Raw genomic sequence first — 20,704 nt, 5'->3', positions numbered from 1 at the left:
TGGGAGAACAATAATCATGCTGAAAACAAGACATCTTGGCCTTGGCGCCGTGCTGGCGCTCGGCGTTCTGGCAACCGCAGCGTTCGCGCAGGAAAAGCCTGTCGCGGGTGAGGTCAAGGAAGGCTCGCTCAAGGGCAAGACGCTGACGCTCGTCTCTTATGGCGGCATCTACCAGGACGGCCAGGCCGCCGCGCTCAAGGAGTTCGTCGAAAAGTCCGGCGCCACGCTGCTCAATGACGGGCCGACAGAGATCGCCAAGCTGCAGGCGCAGGTCGAATCCGGCAACGTCACCTGGGACGTCGTCGACACCGCCGACCTGCCGCCTTACGTCTATTGCGGCAAGCTGTTCCAGAAGCTTGATTTCAGCAAGCTCGACGTCTCCAAGGTGCCCGAGGGCCAGGTCGGCGAATGCTCGGTGCCGGCCATGAACTACGGCGTCGTGCTGATGTACAACAAGGAGAAGTATGGGGATAACCCGCCCAAGAACTGGGCCGATTTCTTCGACACGGCAAAATTCCCCGGCACGCGCGCGCTCGACGGTTCGGGCGACCCGACGGGCGGCCTGCTGGAGCAGGCGTTGAAGGCCTCTGGCGGCGACCCGAAGGCGATGACGGTGGCCGACATCGACAAGGCCATCGATGTCATCCGCAAGCTCGGTCCCGACACGATCTATTGGAAGACCGGCGCTGAATCGCAGCAGCTTGCCGAATTTGGCGAAGCCGACATGCTGATGATGTGGACCGGACGTGCCATGACGGCGGTGAAGAACGGCGCCAAATATGCGCCGGCCTGGCAGGACTGGCTGGTGGTGATGGACCAGATGACCATTCCGGTCGGCGTCAAGGATACGGATGCGGCTTATGCGCTGCTCAATGCCTATCTCGGCAAGGGGGCGCAGGAGATCCTGGCGCAGCAGACCTCCTATACGCCGATCAACAATGACGCGCAGCCCAAGGTCGATGCGTCGGTCGCCGCCTTCCTGACCAACACGCCCGAGCGCCAGAAGCAGGGTTACAAGCAGAACATCAAGTTCTGGGTCGAGAACTTCCCGGTGGCGCAGGAGAAGTGGTCGGCGCTGATGGCCGGCAACTGAACAGCCAAGTGAGAGCCAGGCCGTGAGCGCGTCCGAACCCATCGCCCAACCCGCCGCCCATGCGCGGTCGGGTCGGGCATGGCGGCCGTTCGCGCTCACGGCGCCGGCGCTCATCCTGCTCGTCGCGGTGATCGGGTATCCGCTGCTCACCATCGTGCTGCGCAGCCTGTCGGAACCTGAGTGGGGGCTGCAGAACTATGCCTGGTTCTTCGGCGCGCCGGTCAACCTGACAGTGCTGCAGCGGACTTTCGTCATTTCGGCCTGGGTGACGCTGGTCTGCGTCATCGCGGCCTATCCCTATGCCTATCTGATGACCGCGGTCGGGCCGCGCGTCCGGCTGGTGCTTGTGCTTTGCGTGCTGATCCCGTTCTGGGTGAGTGGTGTGGTGCGAACGCTGTCATGGGTGATCCTGCTGCAGGATTCGGGCGTCATCAATTCGTTGCTGCGCTCGGTCGGGTTCGGCGCGGTCAAGCTGATCCGCACCCAGACCGGCGTGGTCATCGGCATGGCGCAGGTGCTGTTGCCGTTCATGATCCTGCCGCTCTATTCCGTGATGCAAGGCATCGACCTCAGGCTGATGCGTGCGGCGCAAAGCCTCGGTGCGCGGCCGTCGCGCGCGTTCTTCACCGTCTATCTGCCGCTGTCGCTGCCCGGCGTCTATGCCGGCGCGGTCATCGTCTTCATCCTGTCGCTCGGCTTCTACATCACGCCGGCTTTGCTCGGCGGCCCGCGCTCGACCATGCTGTCGACGCTGGTGCAGACGCAGGTGCTGAGCCTGCTGCAATGGGGCAGGGGCGGCGCCATGGGCGTCGTTCTGCTGGTCACCACCTTCGTGCTGCTGGCGCTGGCAGCACCTGTGATGCGGTCCAGGCATCGGGAAGCGGGGCGGCGCTGATGGAGATGAAGCCGCTCACCCGCGTTCTTCTCGGGCTCGTCTGCCTGCTGGTGGCGATATGGCTGGTGGCGCCGACGCTGGTCGTGGTGCCGATGTCGTTCAACGAAAACAAATCGCTGGCGTTTCCGCCGCAAGGCTTTTCCTGGCAGTGGTACCAGAATTTCGCCACCAATCCGGACTGGTCGAACAGCTTCCTGAATTCGCTGAAGGTCGCCTCGATCGTGGCGGTGCTGGCGACGGTGCTCGGCACGCTTGCCACCTTCGGCCTCGACCGCATGAAGGCGCGGCCGGCGAACCTTTTGCGTATGCTGATGCTGACGCCGATGGTGGTGCCGGGCGTGGTGCTGGCGATCGGCATCTATGCCGTCTATCTCGACACGCAGCTCGTCGGGACGCTGCTCGGCTTCGTGCTGGCCCACACCATCCTTGCGCTGCCCTTCGTGCTGATCGCGGTCTCGGCCAGTCTCGAAGTGTTCGACCGCCGGCTGGAGACAGCCGCAGCCAGCCTGGGCGCCGGCGCACTGACCACGTTTCGCACGGTGACGCTGCCGCTGATCGCGCCGGGCGTGCTCTCGGGCCTGCTGTTCGCCTTCGCCACCTCGTTCGACGAGATTGTCGTGTCGCTGTTCATCACGAACCCCTATCTCAAGACATTGCCGGTGCAGATCTTCGCCTCGATTACGCGCGATGCCGACCCGACGGTGGCGGCCGTCGGCACGATCCTGCTTTTCGCGACCACGATCCTGATCGCCGGCGGCATGCTCCTTCTTGGCCGCGAGCGGAAAGGACGCCAATGAATCCGAAGCCGACAAGCAAGGGCGCCTCGATCGATCTCGAAGCGATCAGCAAGGCCTATGGCGGCTTCAAGGCGCTGGACGGCGTGTCGCTGCGCATCGAGCCCGGCGAGTTCATGACGCTGCTTGGCCCCAGTGGTTCGGGCAAGACGACGACGCTCAACGTGATCGCCGGTTTTACCGACGTCACCAGCGGCAAGCTTTTGGTTGGGGAAAAGAGCGTCGTCGGCGTGCCGGCGCACAAGCGCAACATCGGCGTCGTCTTCCAGCACTACGCGCTGTTCCCGCATATGAGCGTCGGCCGCAACGTCGCCTATCCGCTGACGCTGCGCGGCGTCGACCAGGCGACGCGGCAGACACGCGTGGCAAGGGCGCTCGACATGGTCAAGATGGGCGATTTTGCGCATCGCTATCCCAGCGAATTGTCGGGAGGCCAGCAGCAGCGCGTGGCGTTGGCCCGCGCCATCGTCTTCGACCCGCCGCTGCTCTTGATGGACGAGCCGCTCGGCGCGCTCGACAAGAAGCTGCGCGAATGGCTGCAGCTCGAGATCAAGCGCATCCACCGCGAGCTCGGCACCACCTTCGTCTATGTCACGCATGATCAGGAAGAGGCGCTGGTGCTGTCCGACCGCATCGCCGTGTTCAACCGCGGGCGCATCGAGCAGGTCGGCACCGGCCGTCAGCTCTATGACGAGCCGGCAACGCTGTTCGTCGGCCGCTTCATCGGCGATTCCACCGTGCTGCGCGGCAAGGCGCGCAGCGATGGCAACAGCACCGCGCTGAGCATCGCCGGCGAGACGGTGACGGTACCGCGTAAGCTGTCGGGAGAAGCCAGTCCGGTGATGCTGCTGCGTCCCGAAAAGCTCGCGATCCAAAGAGCCGGCCAAAGTGCTGCCAATGGCGCCAACCGCCTGTCGGGGACGATCGCGGAAGCCATCTATCTCGGCTCGGAATCGAAATACGAAGTTAAGCTCGCCGACGGCTCGGCCGCGATCGTGCGCTCACCGGTGACCGGCGAGAGTTTTGGCCTCGGCGACAAGGTCGAGCTCTGCTTCGACGGCAGCGACGCCAAGCTGCTGGCGGACGACGCAAGCGCCGACACCACACTCACCTGATCCCATCTGGCCTGATCCCATCTGAAAGTCATTCCATGCAAGCCAAGCGCAACGGCGACATATCGTTCTGGTATGCGGATCTGGGGGCGGTTCCCGTTCCGCGCCCGCCCTTGCCTGGAAACATCGAGGCCGATGTCGCCATTGTCGGCGCCGGCTATACCGGCCTGTGGACCGCCTACTATCTGAAAAAGGCGAAGCCATCGCTGCGCGTCGTGATCGTCGAGCGCGAAATTGCCGGCTTCGGCGCTTCGGGGCGCAATGGCGGCTGGCTGTCGGGCGGCTTCAGCTGGTCGCGCGAAAAATATCTCAAGACATCGAGCCGCCAAGGCGTGATGGCGATGCAGGCGGCGATGGCAGGCTGCGTTGATGAAGTGATCCGGGTCGCGACCGAGGAAGGCATCGACGCCGACATTCGCCGCGTCGACAATCTGACGGTGGCCACCAACGCAGCGCAGTTGGAGCGCGTGCGCGAAGAATGCGAGACGATCCGTTCCTGGGATGTCGACCCGAACCGCGTCGAGATGCTGGACGCCGCCTCAACGCGCACGCGCATCAACATCCGTAACGTCATGGGCGGCTTCGTCGTCCATGGCCAGGCGCGGGTGCAGCCGGCCAAGCTGGTGCGTGGGCTTGCCGATGCCGTCGAGCGGCTGGGCGTGCCGATCTATGAGAAGACGACGGTGACAAGCATCGCCAAGGGCAGCGTGACGACAGACCGCGGTACGGTGCAGGCGGAGACGATCATCCGCGCGACCGAGGGTTTTACATCAGGCATCCCCGGCGAGGAGCGGACCTGGCTGGCGCTCAACAGCGCGCAGATCGTGACTGAGCCGCTGCCGCCCGACCTGTGGCGCGACATCGGTTGGGAAGGGCACGAACTGCTCGGCAATGCGGCGCATGCCTATTGCTATGCCCAGCGCACGCGTGAGGGACGCATCACGATGGGCGGACGCGGCGTGCCTTATCGCTACGGCTCGCGCACCGACGTCAACGGCCAGACGCAGCAGGCCACGATCGACCAGCTGCACACGATCCTGACGACGCTCTTGCCGCAGACCAAGGGATGCCGCATCGATCACGCCTGGTGCGGCGTGCTCGGCGTGCCGCGCGACTGGTGCACCACGGTCGGCCTCGATCCCGCGACCCGCATCGGCTGGGCCGGCGGCTATGTCGGCCTCGGCGTGTCCAGCTCCAACCTTTCGGGGCGCACGCTGGCTGACCTTGTTCTCGGGGCAAACACCGAGCTGACGAAGCTGCCCTGGGTCAACCGCAAGGTCAGGCCATGGGAACCGGAGCCCTTCCGCTGGCTGGGCGTGCATTCGATGTACCAGCTTTATCGCATTGCCGATGGCCGCGAGGCGGCAGGGCTTGCGCGCACCTCGAAGCTGGCCGCGTTGGCCGACAGCATCACCGGCCACTAAAGCCATTTGTTCTCACGCAATTCCGGGGCAGACCCCTTTCCTGGAATTGCTCTTATCCATGGAGCTAGACTTGATCGATCTTTCGACCTTCCACGATCTCGCCAAGGCCGAGATCGGCGCGTTCTCTCCTAAGCCAAGCTCGATTGAAGGCGATCAGGTCGAGGCCGTGCGCTCGTTCTTTCAATCGCCTGACGGGACTGTCGATGTCGGCATCTGGGAATGCACGCCCGGCCGCTTCACCGCCGATCGTTCGGACTCGTCGGAGATCTGCCACATCATTTCGGGGCGCGTGGAACTGAGCCGCATCGATGGCGAGGTGCGGGAACTCGGTCCGGGCGATCTCCTCGTCCTGCCGCAGGGCTGGAAGGGCGAGTGGCTGATACGCGAGACCACGCGCAAGCTCTACATGATCCAGAGCGCCGGCTGACCGGCGCTACGGCTATGGCGAGCTCAGTGATCGATCGGCCCCTTCGGCGAGACCAGCGCGGTGCCGGCGGTCGTCGGGCGCTCGATCAGGCGGCGCACGCGCGGCGGTTCGTCGCCGCTGTGCAGCGCCCGCACCCGCTCGCCGACGACGGCGTCGGCATGGGTGGCGCGCCGGTTGTGGCGGATGTATTCCAGCCAGGTCGGCGTGTGGTAGTGTTCGATCCAGACTGCGGGATTTTCTAGGTCCCGAGCCAGCGTCCAGTTGCGGGCGCCGTCGCGGCGGCGGATGCGCCCGCGCTCGGCCATGGTGGCGAGGAATTCGGGTACATCTTCGTCGCGGATAATGTACTCTATCATGATGGCGATGGGGCCGCTGCGCGGCTTCAGGTCGAGGCCGAGATGCGGCTCCTTGAAGCGGTTGAGCGGGTCGAGGTTGAGAGTCGTCTGCTGCGGCAGCGGCAGGAACAGGCCGATGGCGCCGCCAACAAGCATCGCGATGGCCGCCGCAATCAGCGCGGTTTCGGCGCCATGCGCATCGGCAACGACGCCCCAGATCCAGCTGCCCAGCGCAATGCCGCCGAAGGTCGCCGTCTGGTAGACCGACAGCACCCGGCCGACGACCCAGCGCGGCGTCGACATCTGCACCGTGACGTTGAAATGCGACAGCGCGATCACCCAGCAGGCGCCGCCGATGAGCAAACCCGCCGCAGTCTGCCAGGCATTGAGGCTGATGGCGGCATTGAAGGCGCAGACGGCAAAGCCGGCGAAGGCCATCCGCACCATCGTCTCGCTGGACAGCAATTGTCTGAGACGCACGCTTATCAGCGCGCCGCCGACGGCGCCGATGCCGAAGGCGCCGAGCATGATGCCGTAGGTCAAGGCATCGCCCTTGACGACGTCGCGCGCCACCAGCGGCAGCAGCGCCAAAACCGCGCCGGCACTGAAGCCGAAGGCGGAGCCCCTGACCAGCACCTTGCCGATGTTGGGCGACATGGCGACATAGCGCAGGCCGGCGCCCATGGCGGCGCCCAGCGTCTCGCGCGGTAGCGTCGAGACCGGCAGCTCCGGCTTCCAGCGGAATAGCACGATGATGAGACCTATATAGCTCAGCGCATTGGCGGCGAACGCGGCAGCCGCACCAGCGGCGGCAACGATGATGCCGCCGATCGCCGGGCCGACGCTGCGTGTCAGGTTGAAGCCCAGTGAATTGAGTGCAACCGCGGCCGGCAGCTTGTTGCGCGGCACCATGTCGCCGACCGATGCCTGCCAGGACGGGTTGTTGAGCGCCGTGCCGCTGTCGATCAGGAAGGTGAAGGCAAGCAGCGTCCACGGCGTCATCCAGCCGTTCCAGGTGAACAGCGTTAGAAGTGCAGAGACGACCAGCATGAAGATTTGGGCGATCAGCATCACCTTGCGCCGGTTGAAGCTGTCGGCGATGGCGCCGGCGACGAGTGCAAACAGCATGATCGGCAGAGTGGCCGAGGCCTGGACCAGCGCAACCTGATAGGGCGACGTGGCGATGGTGGTCATCATCCAGGCGGCGCCGACGCCCTGGATCAGGCCACCGAAATTCGACACCAGGCTGGCCGACCAGACGGCGCGGAAGATGCCGTGCCGGAACGGCGCCAGCGCCGAAACGCGTTCGCTGTCCGGCTCGTCATCGATCATCAGACCTGTCCCACCTTAACGTGCTGGTTTCGTCCGCCGGGACGACAATCATGGCATCCGTTTGAAATAGAGCACGACATCCAAAAGGGCGAACGCGTCTTCGAAAAAGATCATGGTCCAACAACAGGATAGCAAGGCGAAAATACGTCAGCCGGGAAGGGTTCGCTACCCAGAGCGATGTTCTCATTGGTCCACTGCTCGGGACTGTCGGCCGCGCGCGAAGTCAGCTTCTGTCCCGGGCAGCGGTATGCAAGGCTTCGGTCAGCGTGCCTGTCGTCTCGCCGCCGGCGTGAAGGCGCAGGAAAAGCTCCATGCCGACAAGCCGCAGCCTGGACGGTTGCTCGCGCCGCGCCAACTGGACCATGTCCTCCAAATTCGCGGCGGGCCATTTCAAGGCATCGCGCAGGAAACCGCCGCGTAGCAAAGTCTCCGTGCCGGCCGAAAATTGCGACGACATCTCGAAGCCGATCTTGCGCGCCTGGACGTTCTGGCGCGGAATATGCTTTTCAGCGACCTTTCGCAAAAGCCATTTTCCTGTTTTGTCGCGGTATTTCTGCCGCCTCGGCAAATGGATGGCGAAGTCGATCAGGCGGTTTTCCAGGAACGGGACCCGCAGTTCCACGGACGCCGCCATGCTCAGCCGGTCGTGCCGGTGCAGTATGTCCTGCAGATGCGAATAGAGGTCGTAGAGGCAACTACCGAGAAAGGCGCGATCCGCGGGCGGCATAACCGGCTCCAGGCGGTCGAAGATCTCGGTTTGCAGGAAATTCAGCTCCGGCGACAAAGCACGCAGGACCATGCTGCGATCCATTTGTGAGTGGCTTCCAGCCGAGACCTTGTAGGGGGCATGACGCTGTTGCTCGAATCTCCGGTCGAGCGAGCGCTTCGAATGGACCAAGCGCCGGGGCCACGACCAGGAACGCCACTTCTTCATGCTCAAGGCCTGCAAGGGGTAGCCGCCAAACAATTCGTCTGCGCCTTCGCCGGTGAGCAGCACCTTGACGCCATCGGCCCGGCATCGTTCGGCAAGTGCCAGCAGTGCGACATGGCTGGCGTGCCAGCCATCGCTTTCAAGATGCCAGATTACCCTTGGCCAAAGTTCGAAAAACCGGTTCCTGTCGACCGGCACCCGGCGCAAGGGCACGCCGACATGGCGGCCGGTGCGTTCGGCGTCTTCGGCCTCGCTGTTGCCGAGCTGCGGGTCGACGACATAACCGTGGACTTCCGGCCTGAACCGCTTTGCCAGCGCCGTTATCAGGCCGGAATCGACACCGCTGCTGCAGGCGGTGGCAACGCTGGTATCGGCGATGCAGTGAAGTCCGACGCTGTCCTTGAGCAACGCCTCGAGCGTCGCCATGTGTTCAGCATCAGCGGATGCATCGCCGGTAATGCGCGCGGTCTCCAGCACGTCCAGCACATGCCAGAAGCGGCGCTTCTCGATAACGCCATCGGTGATCTTCCACAGGCCGGCGGGCGGCAGGCGCTCGATGCGGTCGAACAGGCTGTAGCTGGAATCGCGGCTCTGCCAGGCAAGCCGCAAGGTGATCTCGCGGCTGTCGATGTCGCGCGGAAAACCGTCGCAGGCGAGGATCGCCTTGTCCTCCGAGGCGAACAGGATTCGCTCCGGCGTGTCGGCCACCGACATCGGCTTGATTCCAAGACGGTCACGCGCAAGCCACAGCGCACTGCTGCGAGCGTCGAAATAGGCGAAGGAAAACATCCCGTCGAACAGCGGCACGGCTTTTTTGGGACCCCAGTGATGCAAGGCTTCGAGAACCACTTCGGCATCGCAGATGGTTCGAAAGACGACGCCTTGCGCCTGCAGCGTTTCGCGCAGCGAGCGGTAATTGTAGACCTCGCCATTGTAGACGAGAACGCCATCGCCGGAAGAAGTCAGCATCGGCTCACGGGCGGCGGGCGAGGGATCGATGATGGTCAGTCGGCGGTGACCGAGGGCCAGCCGATTGTTGTGCCAGCTGTCATGATCGTCGGGGCCGCGATGTTCCAGCGCCTGCATCATGCTGGCGACATCCGACAGGTCGTTGGCGTCGATCGGGTTTCGTTTGCGCCAGACGCCGGCTATTCCGCACATGGCCTGCCGGTGAGTTCTGCCTGAGTCATGGCCTGCAATCTAGCCGGAACACAGCCGCCCGCAAGCGCTGCCTAGAACCCGTTTTCGATGCGCTCGAAGATGACGTTGGTGAAGGCCGAGATCTGGCTGCCGATGAACGGACCGGTCAGCGCCACGACCAGCATGATGGCGACGATCTTGGGCACGAAGGTCAGGGTGATTTCCTGGATCTGGGTCAGGGCCTGGATCAGCGCGATGCCGATGCCGACTACCATGGCGACCAGCACCACCGGCGCGGACGCGACGAGCACCGTCCATACCGCGTACTGGACGATGTCGAGTGCGTCGGCCTCGTTCATGTGAGCGCGCCTCTATGGAACTGTCTAGCTGGCCGGCTTTATCGAAACGCCCGCGCCGACCGGCACTTCGGTGCCGTTCTGCAGCACGGCGATCACGCCGTTGCTTGCAAGCTTGACCGAGGCCACGACGCCGGTCGTCTTGCCGTCGGCCGAGGTGATCGAGCGGCCGATCAAGGCATCGGCCTGCGACAGCGCCGAGGACTGCATGATCTGGTCGAGCTTGGTGTTGGTCTGCACCGATTGCTCTACCTGCGAGAAGGTGGCGAGCTGGGCGACATACTGTGTCGAATCCATCGGTTTCGTCGGATCCTGGTTCTTCATCTCGGCGATCAACAGCTTCAGGAACGACTGGTAGTCGACCGCTGTCTTCGACGTCTGCTGGGTACCCTGGTTGGCGCCCGTGGGGATCGTCGTCGTCATGTCCACATTCATCAGTATTGTGCTCCCACGGCCAGCGGGCGCTTCGCACCCTGAACATCGTCATTGCCGCCAAGTGCGCGGCGTTCGAGCGGATAAAGCGCGCGGATAGCCTTCAGCGCTTCATAGATATGGTCTTCGCCGACCATGCGGTCGATCTGCTTCAGCGCGCCACTGATCTGCTCATCCTCGAAGCTTGCCAAAAGCAAGGGCAGCGAGCGGCGGAACATGGCGCGCGCCTCGATGGCGCCGGCCGGGTTCATCAGCATCACCTGCAGGATGAAATAGAGCTGCTTGAGCGGCGTCGAGGCATCGTCGGCCTGGATGACATGGTTCTCGAGCAGGAACTGTACGTCGTTCATCAGCTCGACGGTGACCTTGCGGTCGACGCGGATGACGGCGCCGTTGATGTAGATCTTCTCGTTCGGCTTCAGCGATATCTTCAGCGTGTTGGTCATTGAATGCCGTCCCGGATGATCTGGGACACTTCGATCAGCCCTTCGAAATTGTCGGTGCGGCCCTGGCGGATGTCCTCGGCCTCGCGCAGCAGCCACAGGCCGATGGAGATGAGGTTGGCGCGCAGTTCCTTGGGCAGGACATTGTCGCTGGAACCGAGATCCTCGACGAAGGTGGTCCAGACCCGGTTGGTGAAGTGCAGCGCCTCGACCGCTTCCATCGAGGTGTGGCCGACCGCCGCCGCCGCCGCCAGCATTTCGATCGAGCGGGTCAAAAGCTGCCGCTCGCGATCTTTCGCATCGGCAACGGAGTCGGTCTGGATGTCGGCGTAGGAGAATTGGTACATCGTTTGGCTCTACCGTTGCGGTTGAGATTGTCAGGTCAGGTAGTTCAGCAGGCTCATCTGCTGCAGGCGCGCGGTCAGCGCAAAGGACGTCTCGATATGCTGCGTCAGATCCGCGACGCGGGTGGCGGCCTCGGCCGGATCGACGCCCTCCAGATCGAGAATATGGCGCTCGAACAGGTCGACCTGCGTCTTCATGCGGTCGCTGGCGTCGGAGACCCGCTTCTCGGCAAGGCCGGTCTCGGCCTGCAACTGGCCGAGTCCGCCCAGCGCCTCGCCGACCATCGCCTGGGCGCGACCGACGACGGTGGTCTTCGCCGCCTGGCTGATGTTGCCGGAGAGCAGGCCGGTGATCAGGGCGGAAGCCATGGCGAGCTTGCGGATGCTGTCTTCATTGGCGCTGGCCGAGGTCTGGGTGGTTTCGCCCAGCGAAATGCGGCTGACGATCTGCTGGTCGGTGGCGTTCGACCAGTTGGCCTGCCAGCCGGCGCCCATGAACTGCGGCACGACATTGCTGGTGATGAAGCCGTCCATCTGGGCGGCGGTGATGTTGGCGGCGAGCGGATCGGTCTGCGTGAAGCCGAAATACGACGAGAAGGAAGCGTCGAACGCCGCCTTGGCCGGCGAGCCGGCGGCAGTGAAGTCATCGATCGGCTTGACGTCGGTGTTGGTGCCGGCAAACAGATATTCGCCGTTGACGCTGGCGTTGAGGATAGAGGTCATCTGCTGCACGGCGGCCTTGCCGGCTTGCTGCGTGATGGTGCTCGAGGAATTGCCGGCGGCGGTCAGTGCGGTCAGCAAATTCTGCGCAGTGTCGGAAAGCTGGCCAAGCGCAGCCTGCGTCGAGGACAGCCGAGCGGTGACCAGCGAATTGGAATCGATGATGACGTTCAACCGGTCGAGGTCGCGCGAGAAGGTGACCGCCTGCGAGGTGCGCGCGCCGAGCGCCAGACCGACATCGGCGACGGTGCCGGTCGTCAATTCCTTGGTGGCTTTGACCAGTTCGCCCTGCATGCGCATCTGCTGATAGCGCGCGGCGTTGGAGAGAGCGGCTGAGGAGACGGATGTGGCTTTCATGGCTTATCCCACGGCATCGAGCAGGGCCGACAGCATGTCGTCGACGGTTTTCATCATGCGCGCCGAGGCCTGATAGGTGTGTTCGAGGTCGAGCAGCAGCGACATCTCCTGGTCGACATTGACGCCGGTGTCGTTGGACAGCGCCTCGGCGGTGCGCGATGCCAGCGCTTCCTTGGCGTCGGCGTTGCTCGAGGCCTGCTGGCGCTGGCCTTCGAACCAGCCAATGGCATTGGCGGCGTAGTCGGACACGCTGGACGTGACGGTGATGCCGGCCGCAGCGTCGAAAGGCATCGGCTTGTCGAGCTTGTCGCCATAGCCGATCAAGAGCTGCGAATAGGAGGCGTTGCCGGCAGTGTTGGCGATATAGGCCGCACCATTGGCGCCGCCGTCGCGCAGCAGCACCGGATTGCCGCCGACGCTCGGGTCCATTGCGGCGTTGACCTTGATCGAGCCGGCAAGGCCGTCGATCAGCGTGCCGGCGGCCGGAATGGCGGGCGCACCCGACCAGGTGAACAGGCCGGTTCGGTCGGGCTGCGAAGGTGCTGTTTCGGCAAAGGCGGTGATGAGGCCGCGCGCGACTTCGTCGAGCTGGCTCTGCATCGTCGCCGCGACGCCGTCGCGCAAGGTGATGAGCCCGGCGAGCTTGCCGTCGGCGCTGGTGTTGCCGCCAGCCCCGGCGCTGACCGGCACATTGTCGATGTAGATGGTGTTGCCTGGTGTGCCGGCCGTGTAGCCCGCCGACGGGGTGAAACTTACCGAGCGCGGAATGGTCTCGAACAGTGTCGTGCCATCCCTGGTGGTGATGACCATGTCGTTGTCGCCACGCGTGAAGGTCGACACCGGCACATAGTCCGCGATCTTCTTCAGCAAAGCGTCGCGCTGGTCGAGCGCGTCGGATGCGTCGGTACCCGAACGGGTTGCGGAGATGACCGCCTTGTTGGCGTCCTGGAACTGACTAAGCAGCGAGTTGAGATCGTTAACCGCCGTTGATATCTCGCCATCGGCCTGGGTGCGGAAATCCTGGATCGCGTTGGTGCCGTCGTTCAGAGCGCGCACCACCTGCTGGGCCGCGTCGATGACGCTGGAGCCGAGGTTCTGGTTGGATGGCGTAGCGGCGTAAAGCTGCAGCGCGTTCTGCAGCTTGCCGATCGCGGTCGAGGCAGAGGAGGCGTTGTCGACGCCGTTGACTGCAACGGCGAGGCGGTCAATTCCGCTGTAAAGCGTGCTCTGGCCGCTCCATGCCGATTGCGCGCTAAGGTTCTGGCGAAACAGCAGGGCGTTGGTGGCGCGCTGGATCTCGACCGAGCGGGCGCCGGGCGCGCTGCTGACGACGACCGCCGTGCGGCGGGCATAGTCGGGGTTGCTGGCGTCGGCAATATTGCGGGAAAGGACGCTGGTCTGCTTCGATGTGGTCTGAAGCGACTGTTGGGCTATGGTCAATGCGGAAGTCAGCGACATGCGGGTCTTTCACGAGGCCAGTGGGGAGGGGATGACGTCTCTGCCCTGTCGGCGGCGTCGGCGTTCGGAAACCTGCAATTCCAGACCACCCCGGCCGGTTTGCCGGTGTGGCCTTGAATTCGAAATCCGCGCACCGCGCTGCTCTGGTTTGGGTTCATTCCCCTGGCGCCCGTCGTTTATCTCTTCAGGTTGACAAGGACATCCATGAGGTCGGAACCGGTCTGGAACACTTTCGAGTTAGCGGTGTAGCTGCGCTGCGCCGCGATCATGTTGGTCAATTCCTCGGCGATATCGACGTTGGAATTTTCCAACGCGCCGGAGATGATGCTGCCGAGCTTGCCTTCATTGGCGAAGCCGATGCGCACGGTGCCGGAGTCGGTGGACTGCGCATAGACATTGCCAGGCAGTGCGGTGAGGTTGTCGGCGCTCTGGACGTCGGCCAGTGGGATCTTGAACAGCGGCTTGGTCGAGCCGTCCTGATACTGGGCGTAAATGACTCCGTCCTCGCCGATCTGGATCTTTTCGATCGTGCTGGGCGCGTTGCCGTTGACCTTGGCTTCGGAGACCGTGAAGCCGGTGCCGAGCTGAGTCAGCTTGGACAAATCGAGGTCGAGCGACGCACCGCCCGGTACGGGGATCGTTATGCTGTCGACCGCGCCGGTTAGCTTGCCGGTGGTGGTGTCGAAGGTCAGGTTGGCCGTGGCCAGCGCGCCGCCCGTATAGGGGAAGGATGTGCCCGGCGTCGCCTGGGACTGGTCGAACACAGAGACCGACCAGGCGCCGGTGCCGGTGTTGGTGAAATAGACGTCGAGCAGCTTCTTGTTGCCGAGATTGTCGTAGGTGACCATCGAGGACTTCGACGTGTATTCGGCGGTCGGGCTGTTGGTGGAAGGCAGCGGACCGGCGGGCGGCGTGGCGCCAGCCGGCAGATTGGCATTGAAATTGCCCGTGGTGCTGGGCGTCGCGGTCATTTCCTGGTCGGAGATCTGGACCGGCACCAGCCCTTCGAAACCGTTGGCGGTGGCAGCCGGTGTGCCGTTGGCGTAGCTGTAGGCCATCAGCTGGTAGCCGGCGGCGTTGACCAGTCTGCCCTGAGCGTCGGGAACGAATGCGCCGGCGCGGGTGAGGAAAGGCGTTCCGCTGGGGTCCTGGACGACGAAGAAACCGTTGCCGTTGACCGCAAGGTCGGAAACCGAGGTCGTGTACTGCAGCACGCCCTGGGCGCTGATGGCCGAGCGGATGGTGGTGTTGACGCCGCCGGAATTATAGGCGCCGCCGACCTGCGGCATGATCAGCGTCGAAAACTCGGCCGAGGATCGCTTGTAGCCGGTGGTGTCGGAATTGGCGATGTTGTCGGCTGTCGCGGACAGGCGGTTGGCCTGGGCGTTCATGCCGGAAACGCCGGTCCGCATCATTCCGTAAAGGCTCATCGAAACGTCTCCTCAATGCCCAAGATCGTTGGGCCTATGTCTGTGGTCGCGAGGATATAATTTTTGTCTTGCGCGAGGCTGGCGCAGACCGGCATCAGAACACCAGCCGGTAGCCGAGGAAGCGCTTGGAATCTATTGGGTCCTGACCAAGCTTTTCGCGCAGTTTCTTGCGCAATTTGGAGATGTGGCTCTCGACGACGTTCTCCTCGACCTCTTCGTCGAAGATGCCGTAGATGGCGTTGAAGACCTGGGTCTTGGTGACGCGGCGTCCGCGGTTGCTCGCCAGATATTCGAGGATGCGGCGTTCGCGGCGCGGCAGAGGCAGCGGCTGGCCATCGATCTCGGGATCGCGGCCATCCATGAAGATGCGCATGGCGCCGATCTCGGTGTAGCTGACGTCCTCATGGGCGCGGCGGCGGATGGCGGTGATGCGGGCCAGGATCTCCCGAATATGGACCGGCTTGCGGATGACGTCGTCGACACCGCTCTCGAACAGCCGCAGCGTATTCTCGAGCGAGTGCTGTTCGCTCAGCGCAATGACCGGAGCGCCGGTGCGGTCGCGGATCTGGCGTGGCGAGATGGCGCCTTCGCGGCAGTCGCCGATGAGGAAGGCTCGGACTGATCGCAAATCCGTGTCGGCGGCCGATGTCACCCACTCGCCGAATTCACCGGACGCGAAGCCTGCACAGGCAACGCCCTCACGATCGAAAAGTGAATTATAGCCTTCAGTTACGAGCTCTCGCTCGTCAACGATTACAATCATCGGCCCCGCCTCCGAATCAGATCATCTGCCCCGTGGGAAGAGGCGTAACCGGTGCAGGGAATCCTGAACAACCGTCATTTCTTGTAGCTATTTTCTTGGGAGTTATTTCGAGTTTCGAAATAACCGCAATCACGAGGTTGTATCGTTGGTTGCCGAAACGGGTGACGTGGAACGTCACCCGCCGGGCATGGATTTGCAGCCGTCCGCAAAAGCTGATTCCCCTACGGGTTGCAAAAGTTGCGGGCATTCGGGGTCCATTTGCCGAAGCGGGTGGCGACCATATTGGCGATGACGCGGCAGACGTAGAATTTCTGTGCGGGGTCATTGTCGGGGCCGGCGTGGTAGCGGGCGACGGCCATCGACCAGCTGACATGACGCGCATGCAGGCTGGCCAGGAAGCGCGCGGCATAGTCGACATTCTGGCGCGGGTCGAGCATGTCGTCGACGCTGCGGAAATGCGCGGCGTGATAGTGATGGTTGATCTGCATGCAGCCGAGATCGATGAGCGTCTTACCCTCGCGCCGGGCTGCTTCGAAGGTGGCCAGGGCCTCGGTGCGGTTCCTCGGAAATACCGCTTTCCCCTCTATATTCAACGCATTAGGCTGCAGGCTTCCCTTCTTGCCGGTCTCGGTCAGTCCGACCGCATAGAGGATGCCGGCCGGCACGCCATAGCGATCGGCCGCGCGCAGGATCTCGGGCTCGCAAGGGTTGGTGGCGGCGTTGGCAGGCCCGGCGATGAGGCTAGATAAACATATCGTCGCCATCGCGCTCGCGAGCAGGCGCGCCAGCGCGGCCGAATTCCTGGGCATCGTCATTGCGGTTTCTTCCCGACTGGTGGCCGCCCGAACCCGTATTGTTGCCGCTCGAGTTTCCGGGCTGAAAAGCGGACTGGTCGCGGCCTTGCGGCATTGGCTGCGAGTTCGCTGCATCGCTGCGAACCCCTGCGTGGACTGCTATCGAAGGTTGCAGGATGGTGACCTTGTCGACATCGAAGCCGAGCCCGCGCAACGACTTCACGATGGCGTCGCTATCGGTGGCGAGACGGCGGTAAGCCTCATGGGTTTCGGGCTTCAATTCTATCGAAAGTTGTTCTCCGGAAAGCCTCAGACTGGCGGTGACCATGCCGAGCTCTGCCGGGTGAAGCTCGATCTTCAATATATGTGTCGGAACGGCAACAGAACCGGCCGTCTGGGCGGTCGTCGACGGCGTCGAAACCGCTTGCCGCAGACCGTTATCCGAAGCCAGCGCGTCGATAAGCGCCGAAGTCGTTTGGTTTATCGGACTATGCGCCGGCGCGGGGAAGCTCTGTTCGGCGACAATGTCGACGCGCGCAGCGAATGGCGGCTGTTTTCCCTGTGTGGACGATGCCGCGGAATGGGCTCCATCGACGGACTTCGCCGACGGCGCGGACCGTTTTGCCTCGGGTGCCGAAACGTCGCTTGCCGTCTGGTCCGCCGGTAGAGGAGGCGTCGGACCATCCTGGTGCGGCAGTTTGCCGGACTGGAGCCCGATCGCGGGCAGCTTTTGCCCCTGATCCTGTGCGGAAACGCTGGTACCGGGCTTGGCCCGTTCCGATCGCGTCGTCGTGTCGAGTCTGTTGTCAATGCCGGACGCTGCGCGGTGTCTCTTCAGAGGCGACGTCTGTGCAGAAATGGCCTCGCCAGCGGGCGCCGGTTGCCCAGTCTGTCCATTCGTCGCGATGCCGTTCCCGCTTGTCCGGACCGTTGAGAAATGCCTGATATCGTGCAGCGCCAGCACCAGTGGCAAATGATCCTGCAGCGATCCTGCATCCGCGTCTCGTCCGGCCACCTCAGCGTCCTTGGATGGTTTGTCCGGGCCACTATCGGCATGTTCTTTTGCGGCCTTGCCGGCAGCGGATTTCGTCCCCGTTTTGCCAGACTGGGTGTGTGGGATTTCGCTTTTGCCGGGACCGGCAGGGCTGCGTTTGGCCCAATGCAGCTCGTGCGACGCGGCCTCAATTGCTCCCTGGCCTATCGGTGTCGGCGCATCGTCGTCGCCGCGCACCATGTCGCCGAAGCTTTTGTCGCCACCTTTGGCGTTTGAGGCCGACTGCTTCGATCCGGCGTGCGCGGGAGCCGGCAGGGCCTGGCCAACATTGGTGGTCATTTCGGGGCTGCTCCAAGCATCTGGTCGATCAAATCGAGCTGGTGACGCGTCCTCGCCATGGCGGCGTCGGTGGGATCGGTAGGCTCTACTGCGGCGGGGGCCGGCACCGATGCCGGCACGACCGGAGCCGCATCGCTGGCCGAGGCGACTGCAGGCGTTTCCGCCGCCTTTGCCTCTGGCGTGCTCGGTGCCTGCGCGGCCGGCTCACTTGCCGCCTTCGGTTGGTCGGTTGCGGGCTGTTCACTCGACGTTGTGGCGGCTGGCTGTTCCGGCATCGCGCCTTCGACCGGCGGCAGCTCTGGCTCGTCGGGTCTTTCCACTGCCGCGGTCTTGACCGGCTCCTGCCTGGCCGCGGCAGGTGCGGGCTTTTCGGCAGGCAACGGCGCCGGCGGGGCGATGACTTCACCGGCCACGGCCTTCGCGGCATCGAGCAGGTCGCGGTCGCTTTGCGAAAGCTGGTTGCGATCGATCTTGTCCAGCTTGGCGCGGACCTCGCCGATGGTGCCGGACGTTACCGTGGACAGGCTGGAATAGAGCTGGGCGCGCGGATCGTCCTGATTGTGGATGCCGTCGCGGCCCCGTTCAGCCCTGGCCGAGGCAAAGGCGGAGAGATCGGCAAAGCCGTCGATCGCGGCGCGGCGGGCGATGCGCAGATAGATCACCTTCTCGCGTTCTGGATCCATCATTGCGGTGATGTCGGCGAGCTTGTCCTGGCTGATTGCCATGTGCAGCGTAATGACGCCGGAGACGAAGGCGTCGGCGAACTGGCTGGCATAGGGCGAATAGAGGTAGTCTTCGACATATTGGGTTGAGGCAAGCGCGAAACGCGCACCGTCGCCTTGCGCGGCGGCGATGCCGACCGAACGGCGCAGCGCTGCTTCCTCGACCAGCGTGCCTGGGCTGAGCAGGCGAGCATCGTCGAGCAGCGCAAGCGCGCTGACCGGTTGCTCGGTGGCGAGAAGCGAGCCCTTGACCAGCGCCAGAAAGGCACCGAGATCGGGGGGCAGGGTCATCGGATCGATCGGCTTCAGCGCCTCGATCGCAGCCGCCGGCCGGCCGTTCAGATAATCGACAATGCCCTTGGCGATGGCCAGGCTTTGCGGGTCGGCCTTGGCGCGCGACACCGCCGCCTCGACGGTGACGGGGTTGCCGCCACTCATGCCATAGACCAGCAAGGCGCGAAAATTCTTCGGGTCGCTGAAATCATCTGCGTCGGCCGCGCGCAGCCTTGTGTCGGCCATTTCGAGCAGCTTGGCCTGCATCGGCAGCGCGGCGTGATCGCCGGCGGCTATGCGGTCCTGCACAAGCTGCAGCGAGCGCACCAGCTGATAGGGCTGCAATGCGTCCTCGGCGAAGGCCGATGGCGGATGGACAGCGCTCAGCAGCAGCAGCCCGACGGCGCGGCCGATGATGGCGGCGCGCCTCATCCGTCGGTCGCCATCAGGATTTCGATGCGGCGGTTCGCTGCAGCCATCGGGTCGGCCGCGATTTTCGGCTCGCGGTCGGCGAAGCCGGCGACCTCGGTGATGCGGCGCTCGTCGACGCCGCCGCGCACCAGCATGTAGTAGGCGGAATGGGCGCGCGCCGTGGACAGCCGCCAATTGTCATAAGTGTCGCTGCGGAACGGCCGCGCGTCGGTGTGGCCGTTGATGCTGATCGTGCCTTTCTGCTCGTTGACGATGCGGCCGATCTTTTCCATCGCCAGCACCAGTTCACGCCTAGGCACCGCCGATCCGATCTCGAACATGCCGAAATCGAACTGGTCCGTGATCGAAATGACGACACCCTTGTCGGTGGCTTCGACGGAGACGCCATTATGCAATTTGTCGCCTGGCTTGAAGGCCTCGGCCAGTTCCTGCTTGACCTGCGCCGCGGCTTTAACAGTGGCGGCCGTCGGCGCCTTTTCCGCGGCTTCGGGTTTGGGTGCGGGTTGTGCTTCGGCGGCTTCGGCCTTTGCAATCTGGGCCTTCGCTGCTTCAGCCTTGGCCTCTGCCTTGGCTTCAGCCTTGGTCAGTGGCTTATCGGAAACGGATTTCGCCAGCGGCTCGAGCGGCGCCGCGGTCACTGGCGGCGCGGCCGGCACGGCCTTCACTTCCGCCACTTGCGTCTGTGCCGCCTTGGCACCCGGCTTCAGCGGATCGCCTTCGATCTTGGTGCGTTCGGCGGTGGCTTCGGCGCCTGGTGCAGCCACCTGCTGCGACCAGAAATCCGGCGCGAACGGGTCGCGGTAGGATTGGCCGCCGGATGCGCCGGTAGCCGGGCCGGACGCCTGCGCGCCGCCATCGCCCTTCTCGCTGACATTTTGCATGACGCCGGTGTCGGTGGCGATTTCCGACAGCACCGCATAGGGATCGGCAAACAGATGCTCGTCGGAAAGATCGGTCTTCGGCGCCGATTCCTTCGATTGCTTCTTGTCGGAAGTACCGGCGCCGCCGATGCCGTCCTGTCCGGCCTTGCTGGTCTTGTCCCGCGGGTCGTCGGCCGTCAGCCCGACCTTGCTCGGACCATCGCCGAGGTCTTCAAGGCCCTTGCGGCTGGCGTTGCGATCGACCAGCTTGACCGGGTTGAAATAGCTGGCAACGGCGGCCTTGGTCTGCTCGTTGGCGGCGTTGATCAGCCACATGACGAGGAAGAAGCACATCATGGCAGTCATGAAATCGGCAAAAGCAATCTTCCAGACGCCGCCGTGGTGGGCGTCGTCGTGGTCGTCGTGATTGCGCCGCACGATGATGATCTCATGCCTGGCGTCTGCGGCCTCGACAACGCTCATGACGTCCACTCGTTCGTAAGA

The 20,704-nt window shown here is 63.9% G+C and carries 21 protein-coding genes; 7 read left to right on the top strand and 14 right to left on the bottom strand.

Annotated elements, in window-relative coordinates; genetic code table 11:
- Positions 1-16 precede the first annotated feature (16 nt).
- From AC3EML_RS28830 to AC3EML_RS28805, 6 genes are read left to right on the top strand one after another with little or no spacing between them, the layout of a single operon-like run.
- The gene (locus AC3EML_RS28830) at positions 17-1,093 is read left to right on the top strand and encodes an extracellular solute-binding protein (RefSeq protein ID WP_488505365.1); all 1,077 of its coding nucleotides are present in this window, start codon (positions 17-19) and stop codon (positions 1,091-1,093) included.
- A gap of 22 nt (positions 1,094-1,115) precedes the next feature.
- Positions 1,116-1,988 (top strand): ABC transporter permease, encoded by an 873-nt coding sequence (locus tag AC3EML_RS28825; protein WP_023671903.1) that lies wholly within the window; start codon positions 1,116-1,118, stop codon positions 1,986-1,988.
- Positions 1,988-2,785: an ABC transporter permease gene (locus AC3EML_RS28820; RefSeq protein WP_023671902.1), complete on the top strand. Its 798-nt coding sequence runs from the start codon at positions 1,988-1,990 to the stop codon at positions 2,783-2,785. The genes AC3EML_RS28825 and AC3EML_RS28820 overlap by 1 nt, the downstream gene beginning before the upstream one ends.
- On the top strand, positions 2,782-3,897 hold the full coding sequence (locus AC3EML_RS28815) for an ABC transporter ATP-binding protein (protein ID WP_023671901.1): 1,116 nt from the start codon (positions 2,782-2,784) through the stop codon (positions 3,895-3,897). Before AC3EML_RS28820 ends, AC3EML_RS28815 begins: the two co-directional genes overlap by 4 nt.
- Before the next feature lie 35 nt (positions 3,898-3,932).
- Positions 3,933-5,318, top strand: a complete 1,386-nt coding sequence (locus AC3EML_RS28810; RefSeq protein ID WP_023710965.1) for an NAD(P)/FAD-dependent oxidoreductase — start codon at positions 3,933-3,935, stop codon at positions 5,316-5,318.
- Positions 5,319-5,376: 58 nt separating this feature from the next.
- Positions 5,377-5,745: a cupin domain-containing protein gene (locus tag AC3EML_RS28805; RefSeq protein ID WP_081725355.1), complete on the top strand. Its 369-nt coding sequence runs from the start codon at positions 5,377-5,379 to the stop codon at positions 5,743-5,745.
- A gap of 23 nt (positions 5,746-5,768) precedes the next feature.
- On the opposite strand, the gene AC3EML_RS28800 is transcribed toward AC3EML_RS28805, so the two are convergent.
- The 12 genes from AC3EML_RS28800 to fliK all read right to left on the bottom strand — a co-directional run bounded on the left by AC3EML_RS28800 (position 5,769) and on the right by fliK (position 16,941).
- Positions 5,769-7,412 carry an MFS transporter gene (locus AC3EML_RS28800; protein WP_023671898.1) on the bottom strand — a complete coding sequence of 548 codons (1,644 nt, stop codon included), beginning with the start codon at positions 7,410-7,412 and terminating at the stop codon, positions 5,769-5,771.
- 223 nt (positions 7,413-7,635) lie between these two features.
- Positions 7,636-9,504 carry an asparagine synthase (glutamine-hydrolyzing) gene (gene asnB / locus AC3EML_RS28795; protein WP_352521409.1) on the bottom strand — a complete coding sequence of 623 codons (1,869 nt, stop codon included), beginning with the start codon at positions 9,502-9,504 and terminating at the stop codon, positions 7,636-7,638.
- A gap of 71 nt (positions 9,505-9,575) precedes the next feature.
- Positions 9,576-9,842: a flagellar biosynthesis protein FliQ gene (gene fliQ / locus AC3EML_RS28790; RefSeq protein WP_023671896.1), complete on the bottom strand. Its 267-nt coding sequence runs from the start codon at positions 9,840-9,842 to the stop codon at positions 9,576-9,578.
- Between the two features lie 24 nt (positions 9,843-9,866).
- A complete protein-coding gene (flgD, locus tag AC3EML_RS28785) occupies positions 9,867-10,274 on the bottom strand; it encodes a flagellar hook assembly protein FlgD (protein ID WP_023671895.1) in 408 nt (135 codons plus the stop codon).
- Entirely contained in the window at positions 10,274-10,717 is a 444-nt protein-coding gene (flbT, locus tag AC3EML_RS28780) for a flagellar biosynthesis repressor FlbT (protein ID WP_023683290.1), read from the bottom strand. The genes flgD and flbT overlap by 1 nt, the downstream gene beginning before the upstream one ends.
- Positions 10,714-11,061: a flagellar biosynthesis regulator FlaF gene (gene flaF / locus AC3EML_RS28775; protein WP_023671893.1), complete on the bottom strand. Its 348-nt coding sequence runs from the start codon at positions 11,059-11,061 to the stop codon at positions 10,714-10,716. Before flaF ends, flbT begins: the two co-directional genes overlap by 4 nt.
- 30 nt (positions 11,062-11,091) lie before the next feature.
- A complete protein-coding gene (locus AC3EML_RS28770; RefSeq protein WP_488505363.1) occupies positions 11,092-12,135 on the bottom strand; it encodes a flagellar hook-associated family protein in 1,044 nt (347 codons plus the stop codon).
- 3 nt (positions 12,136-12,138) lie between these two features.
- The gene (flgK, locus tag AC3EML_RS28765) at positions 12,139-13,593 is read right to left on the bottom strand and encodes a flagellar hook-associated protein FlgK (RefSeq protein WP_352521407.1); all 1,455 of its coding nucleotides are present in this window, start codon (positions 13,591-13,593) and stop codon (positions 12,139-12,141) included.
- Between the two features lie 176 nt (positions 13,594-13,769).
- Positions 13,770-15,023: a flagellar hook protein FlgE gene (locus AC3EML_RS28760; RefSeq protein WP_023671890.1), complete on the bottom strand. Its 1,254-nt coding sequence runs from the start codon at positions 15,021-15,023 to the stop codon at positions 13,770-13,772.
- A gap of 94 nt (positions 15,024-15,117) precedes the next feature.
- The gene (locus tag AC3EML_RS28755) at positions 15,118-15,786 is read right to left on the bottom strand and encodes a response regulator transcription factor (RefSeq protein WP_023683295.1); all 669 of its coding nucleotides are present in this window, start codon (positions 15,784-15,786) and stop codon (positions 15,118-15,120) included.
- Between the two features lie 221 nt (positions 15,787-16,007).
- Positions 16,008-16,550, bottom strand: a complete 543-nt coding sequence (locus AC3EML_RS28750) for a transglycosylase SLT domain-containing protein (RefSeq protein ID WP_352521406.1) — start codon at positions 16,548-16,550, stop codon at positions 16,008-16,010.
- Positions 16,528-16,941, bottom strand: coding sequence for a flagellar hook-length control protein FliK (gene fliK, locus AC3EML_RS28745; protein WP_352557248.1), 414 nt, complete (start codon positions 16,939-16,941; stop codon positions 16,528-16,530). The genes AC3EML_RS28750 and fliK overlap by 23 nt, the downstream gene beginning before the upstream one ends.
- 576 nt (positions 16,942-17,517) lie before the next feature.
- On the opposite strand from fliK, the gene AC3EML_RS28740 reads away from it, so the two are divergent.
- On the top strand, positions 17,518-17,850 hold the full coding sequence (locus AC3EML_RS28740; RefSeq protein WP_352557250.1) for a hypothetical protein: 333 nt from the start codon (positions 17,518-17,520) through the stop codon (positions 17,848-17,850).
- Positions 17,851-17,909: 59 nt separating this feature from the next.
- On the opposite strand, the gene AC3EML_RS28735 is transcribed toward AC3EML_RS28740, so the two are convergent.
- Complete coding sequence (locus tag AC3EML_RS28735) at positions 17,910-19,340, bottom strand: chemotaxis protein MotC (RefSeq protein WP_352521404.1); 1,431 nt, start codon at positions 19,338-19,340, stop codon at positions 17,910-17,912.
- A complete protein-coding gene (locus tag AC3EML_RS28730; protein WP_352521403.1) occupies positions 19,337-20,683 on the bottom strand; it encodes a MotB family protein in 1,347 nt (448 codons plus the stop codon). The genes AC3EML_RS28735 and AC3EML_RS28730 overlap by 4 nt, the downstream gene beginning before the upstream one ends.
- Positions 20,684-20,704 lie beyond the last annotated feature (21 nt).

This window comes from Mesorhizobium sp. P170090, assembly GCF_057786115.1.
The sequence above is the reverse complement of the archived record's forward strand: the minus strand, read 5'-3'. Positions and strand labels throughout refer to the sequence as shown.

Bases quoted from the DNA above. Each gene is read 5' to 3' on its own strand.
- AC3EML_RS28830 (WP_488505365.1), top strand. From the start codon at position 17: ATGCTGAAAACAAGACATCTTGGCCTTGGCGCCGTGCTGGCGCTCGGC.
- AC3EML_RS28820 (WP_023671902.1), top strand. From the start codon at position 1,988: ATGGAGATGAAGCCGCTCACCCGCGTTCTTCTCGGGCTCGTCTGCCTG.
- AC3EML_RS28815 (WP_023671901.1), top strand. From the start codon at position 2,782: ATGAATCCGAAGCCGACAAGCAAGGGCGCCTCGATCGATCTCGAAGCG.
- AC3EML_RS28810 (WP_023710965.1), top strand. From the start codon at position 3,933: ATGCAAGCCAAGCGCAACGGCGACATATCGTTCTGGTATGCGGATCTG.
- AC3EML_RS28805 (WP_081725355.1), top strand. From the start codon at position 5,377: ATGGAGCTAGACTTGATCGATCTTTCGACCTTCCACGATCTCGCCAAG.
- AC3EML_RS28800 (WP_023671898.1), bottom strand. From the start codon at position 7,412: ATGATCGATGACGAGCCGGACAGCGAACGCGTTTCGGCGCTGGCGCCG.
- asnB (WP_352521409.1), bottom strand. From the start codon at position 9,504: ATGTGCGGAATAGCCGGCGTCTGGCGCAAACGAAACCCGATCGACGCC.
- fliQ (WP_023671896.1), bottom strand. From the start codon at position 9,842: ATGAACGAGGCCGACGCACTCGACATCGTCCAGTACGCGGTATGGACG.
- flgD (WP_023671895.1), bottom strand. From the start codon at position 10,274: ATGAATGTGGACATGACGACGACGATCCCCACGGGCGCCAACCAGGGT.
- flbT (WP_023683290.1), bottom strand. From the start codon at position 10,717: ATGACCAACACGCTGAAGATATCGCTGAAGCCGAACGAGAAGATCTAC.
- flaF (WP_023671893.1), bottom strand. From the start codon at position 11,061: ATGTACCAATTCTCCTACGCCGACATCCAGACCGACTCCGTTGCCGAT.
- AC3EML_RS28770 (WP_488505363.1), bottom strand. From the start codon at position 12,135: ATGAAAGCCACATCCGTCTCCTCAGCCGCTCTCTCCAACGCCGCGCGC.
- flgK (WP_352521407.1), bottom strand. From the start codon at position 13,593: ATGTCGCTGACTTCCGCATTGACCATAGCCCAACAGTCGCTTCAGACC.
- AC3EML_RS28760 (WP_023671890.1), bottom strand. From the start codon at position 15,023: ATGAGCCTTTACGGAATGATGCGGACCGGCGTTTCCGGCATGAACGCC.
- AC3EML_RS28755 (WP_023683295.1), bottom strand. From the start codon at position 15,786: ATGATTGTAATCGTTGACGAGCGAGAGCTCGTAACTGAAGGCTATAAT.
- AC3EML_RS28750 (WP_352521406.1), bottom strand. From the start codon at position 16,550: ATGGCGACGATATGTTTATCTAGCCTCATCGCCGGGCCTGCCAACGCC.
- AC3EML_RS28740 (WP_352557250.1), top strand. From the start codon at position 17,518: ATGCCTGATATCGTGCAGCGCCAGCACCAGTGGCAAATGATCCTGCAG.
- AC3EML_RS28735 (WP_352521404.1), bottom strand. From the start codon at position 19,340: ATGAGGCGCGCCGCCATCATCGGCCGCGCCGTCGGGCTGCTGCTGCTG.
- AC3EML_RS28730 (WP_352521403.1), bottom strand. From the start codon at position 20,683: ATGAGCGTTGTCGAGGCCGCAGACGCCAGGCATGAGATCATCATCGTG.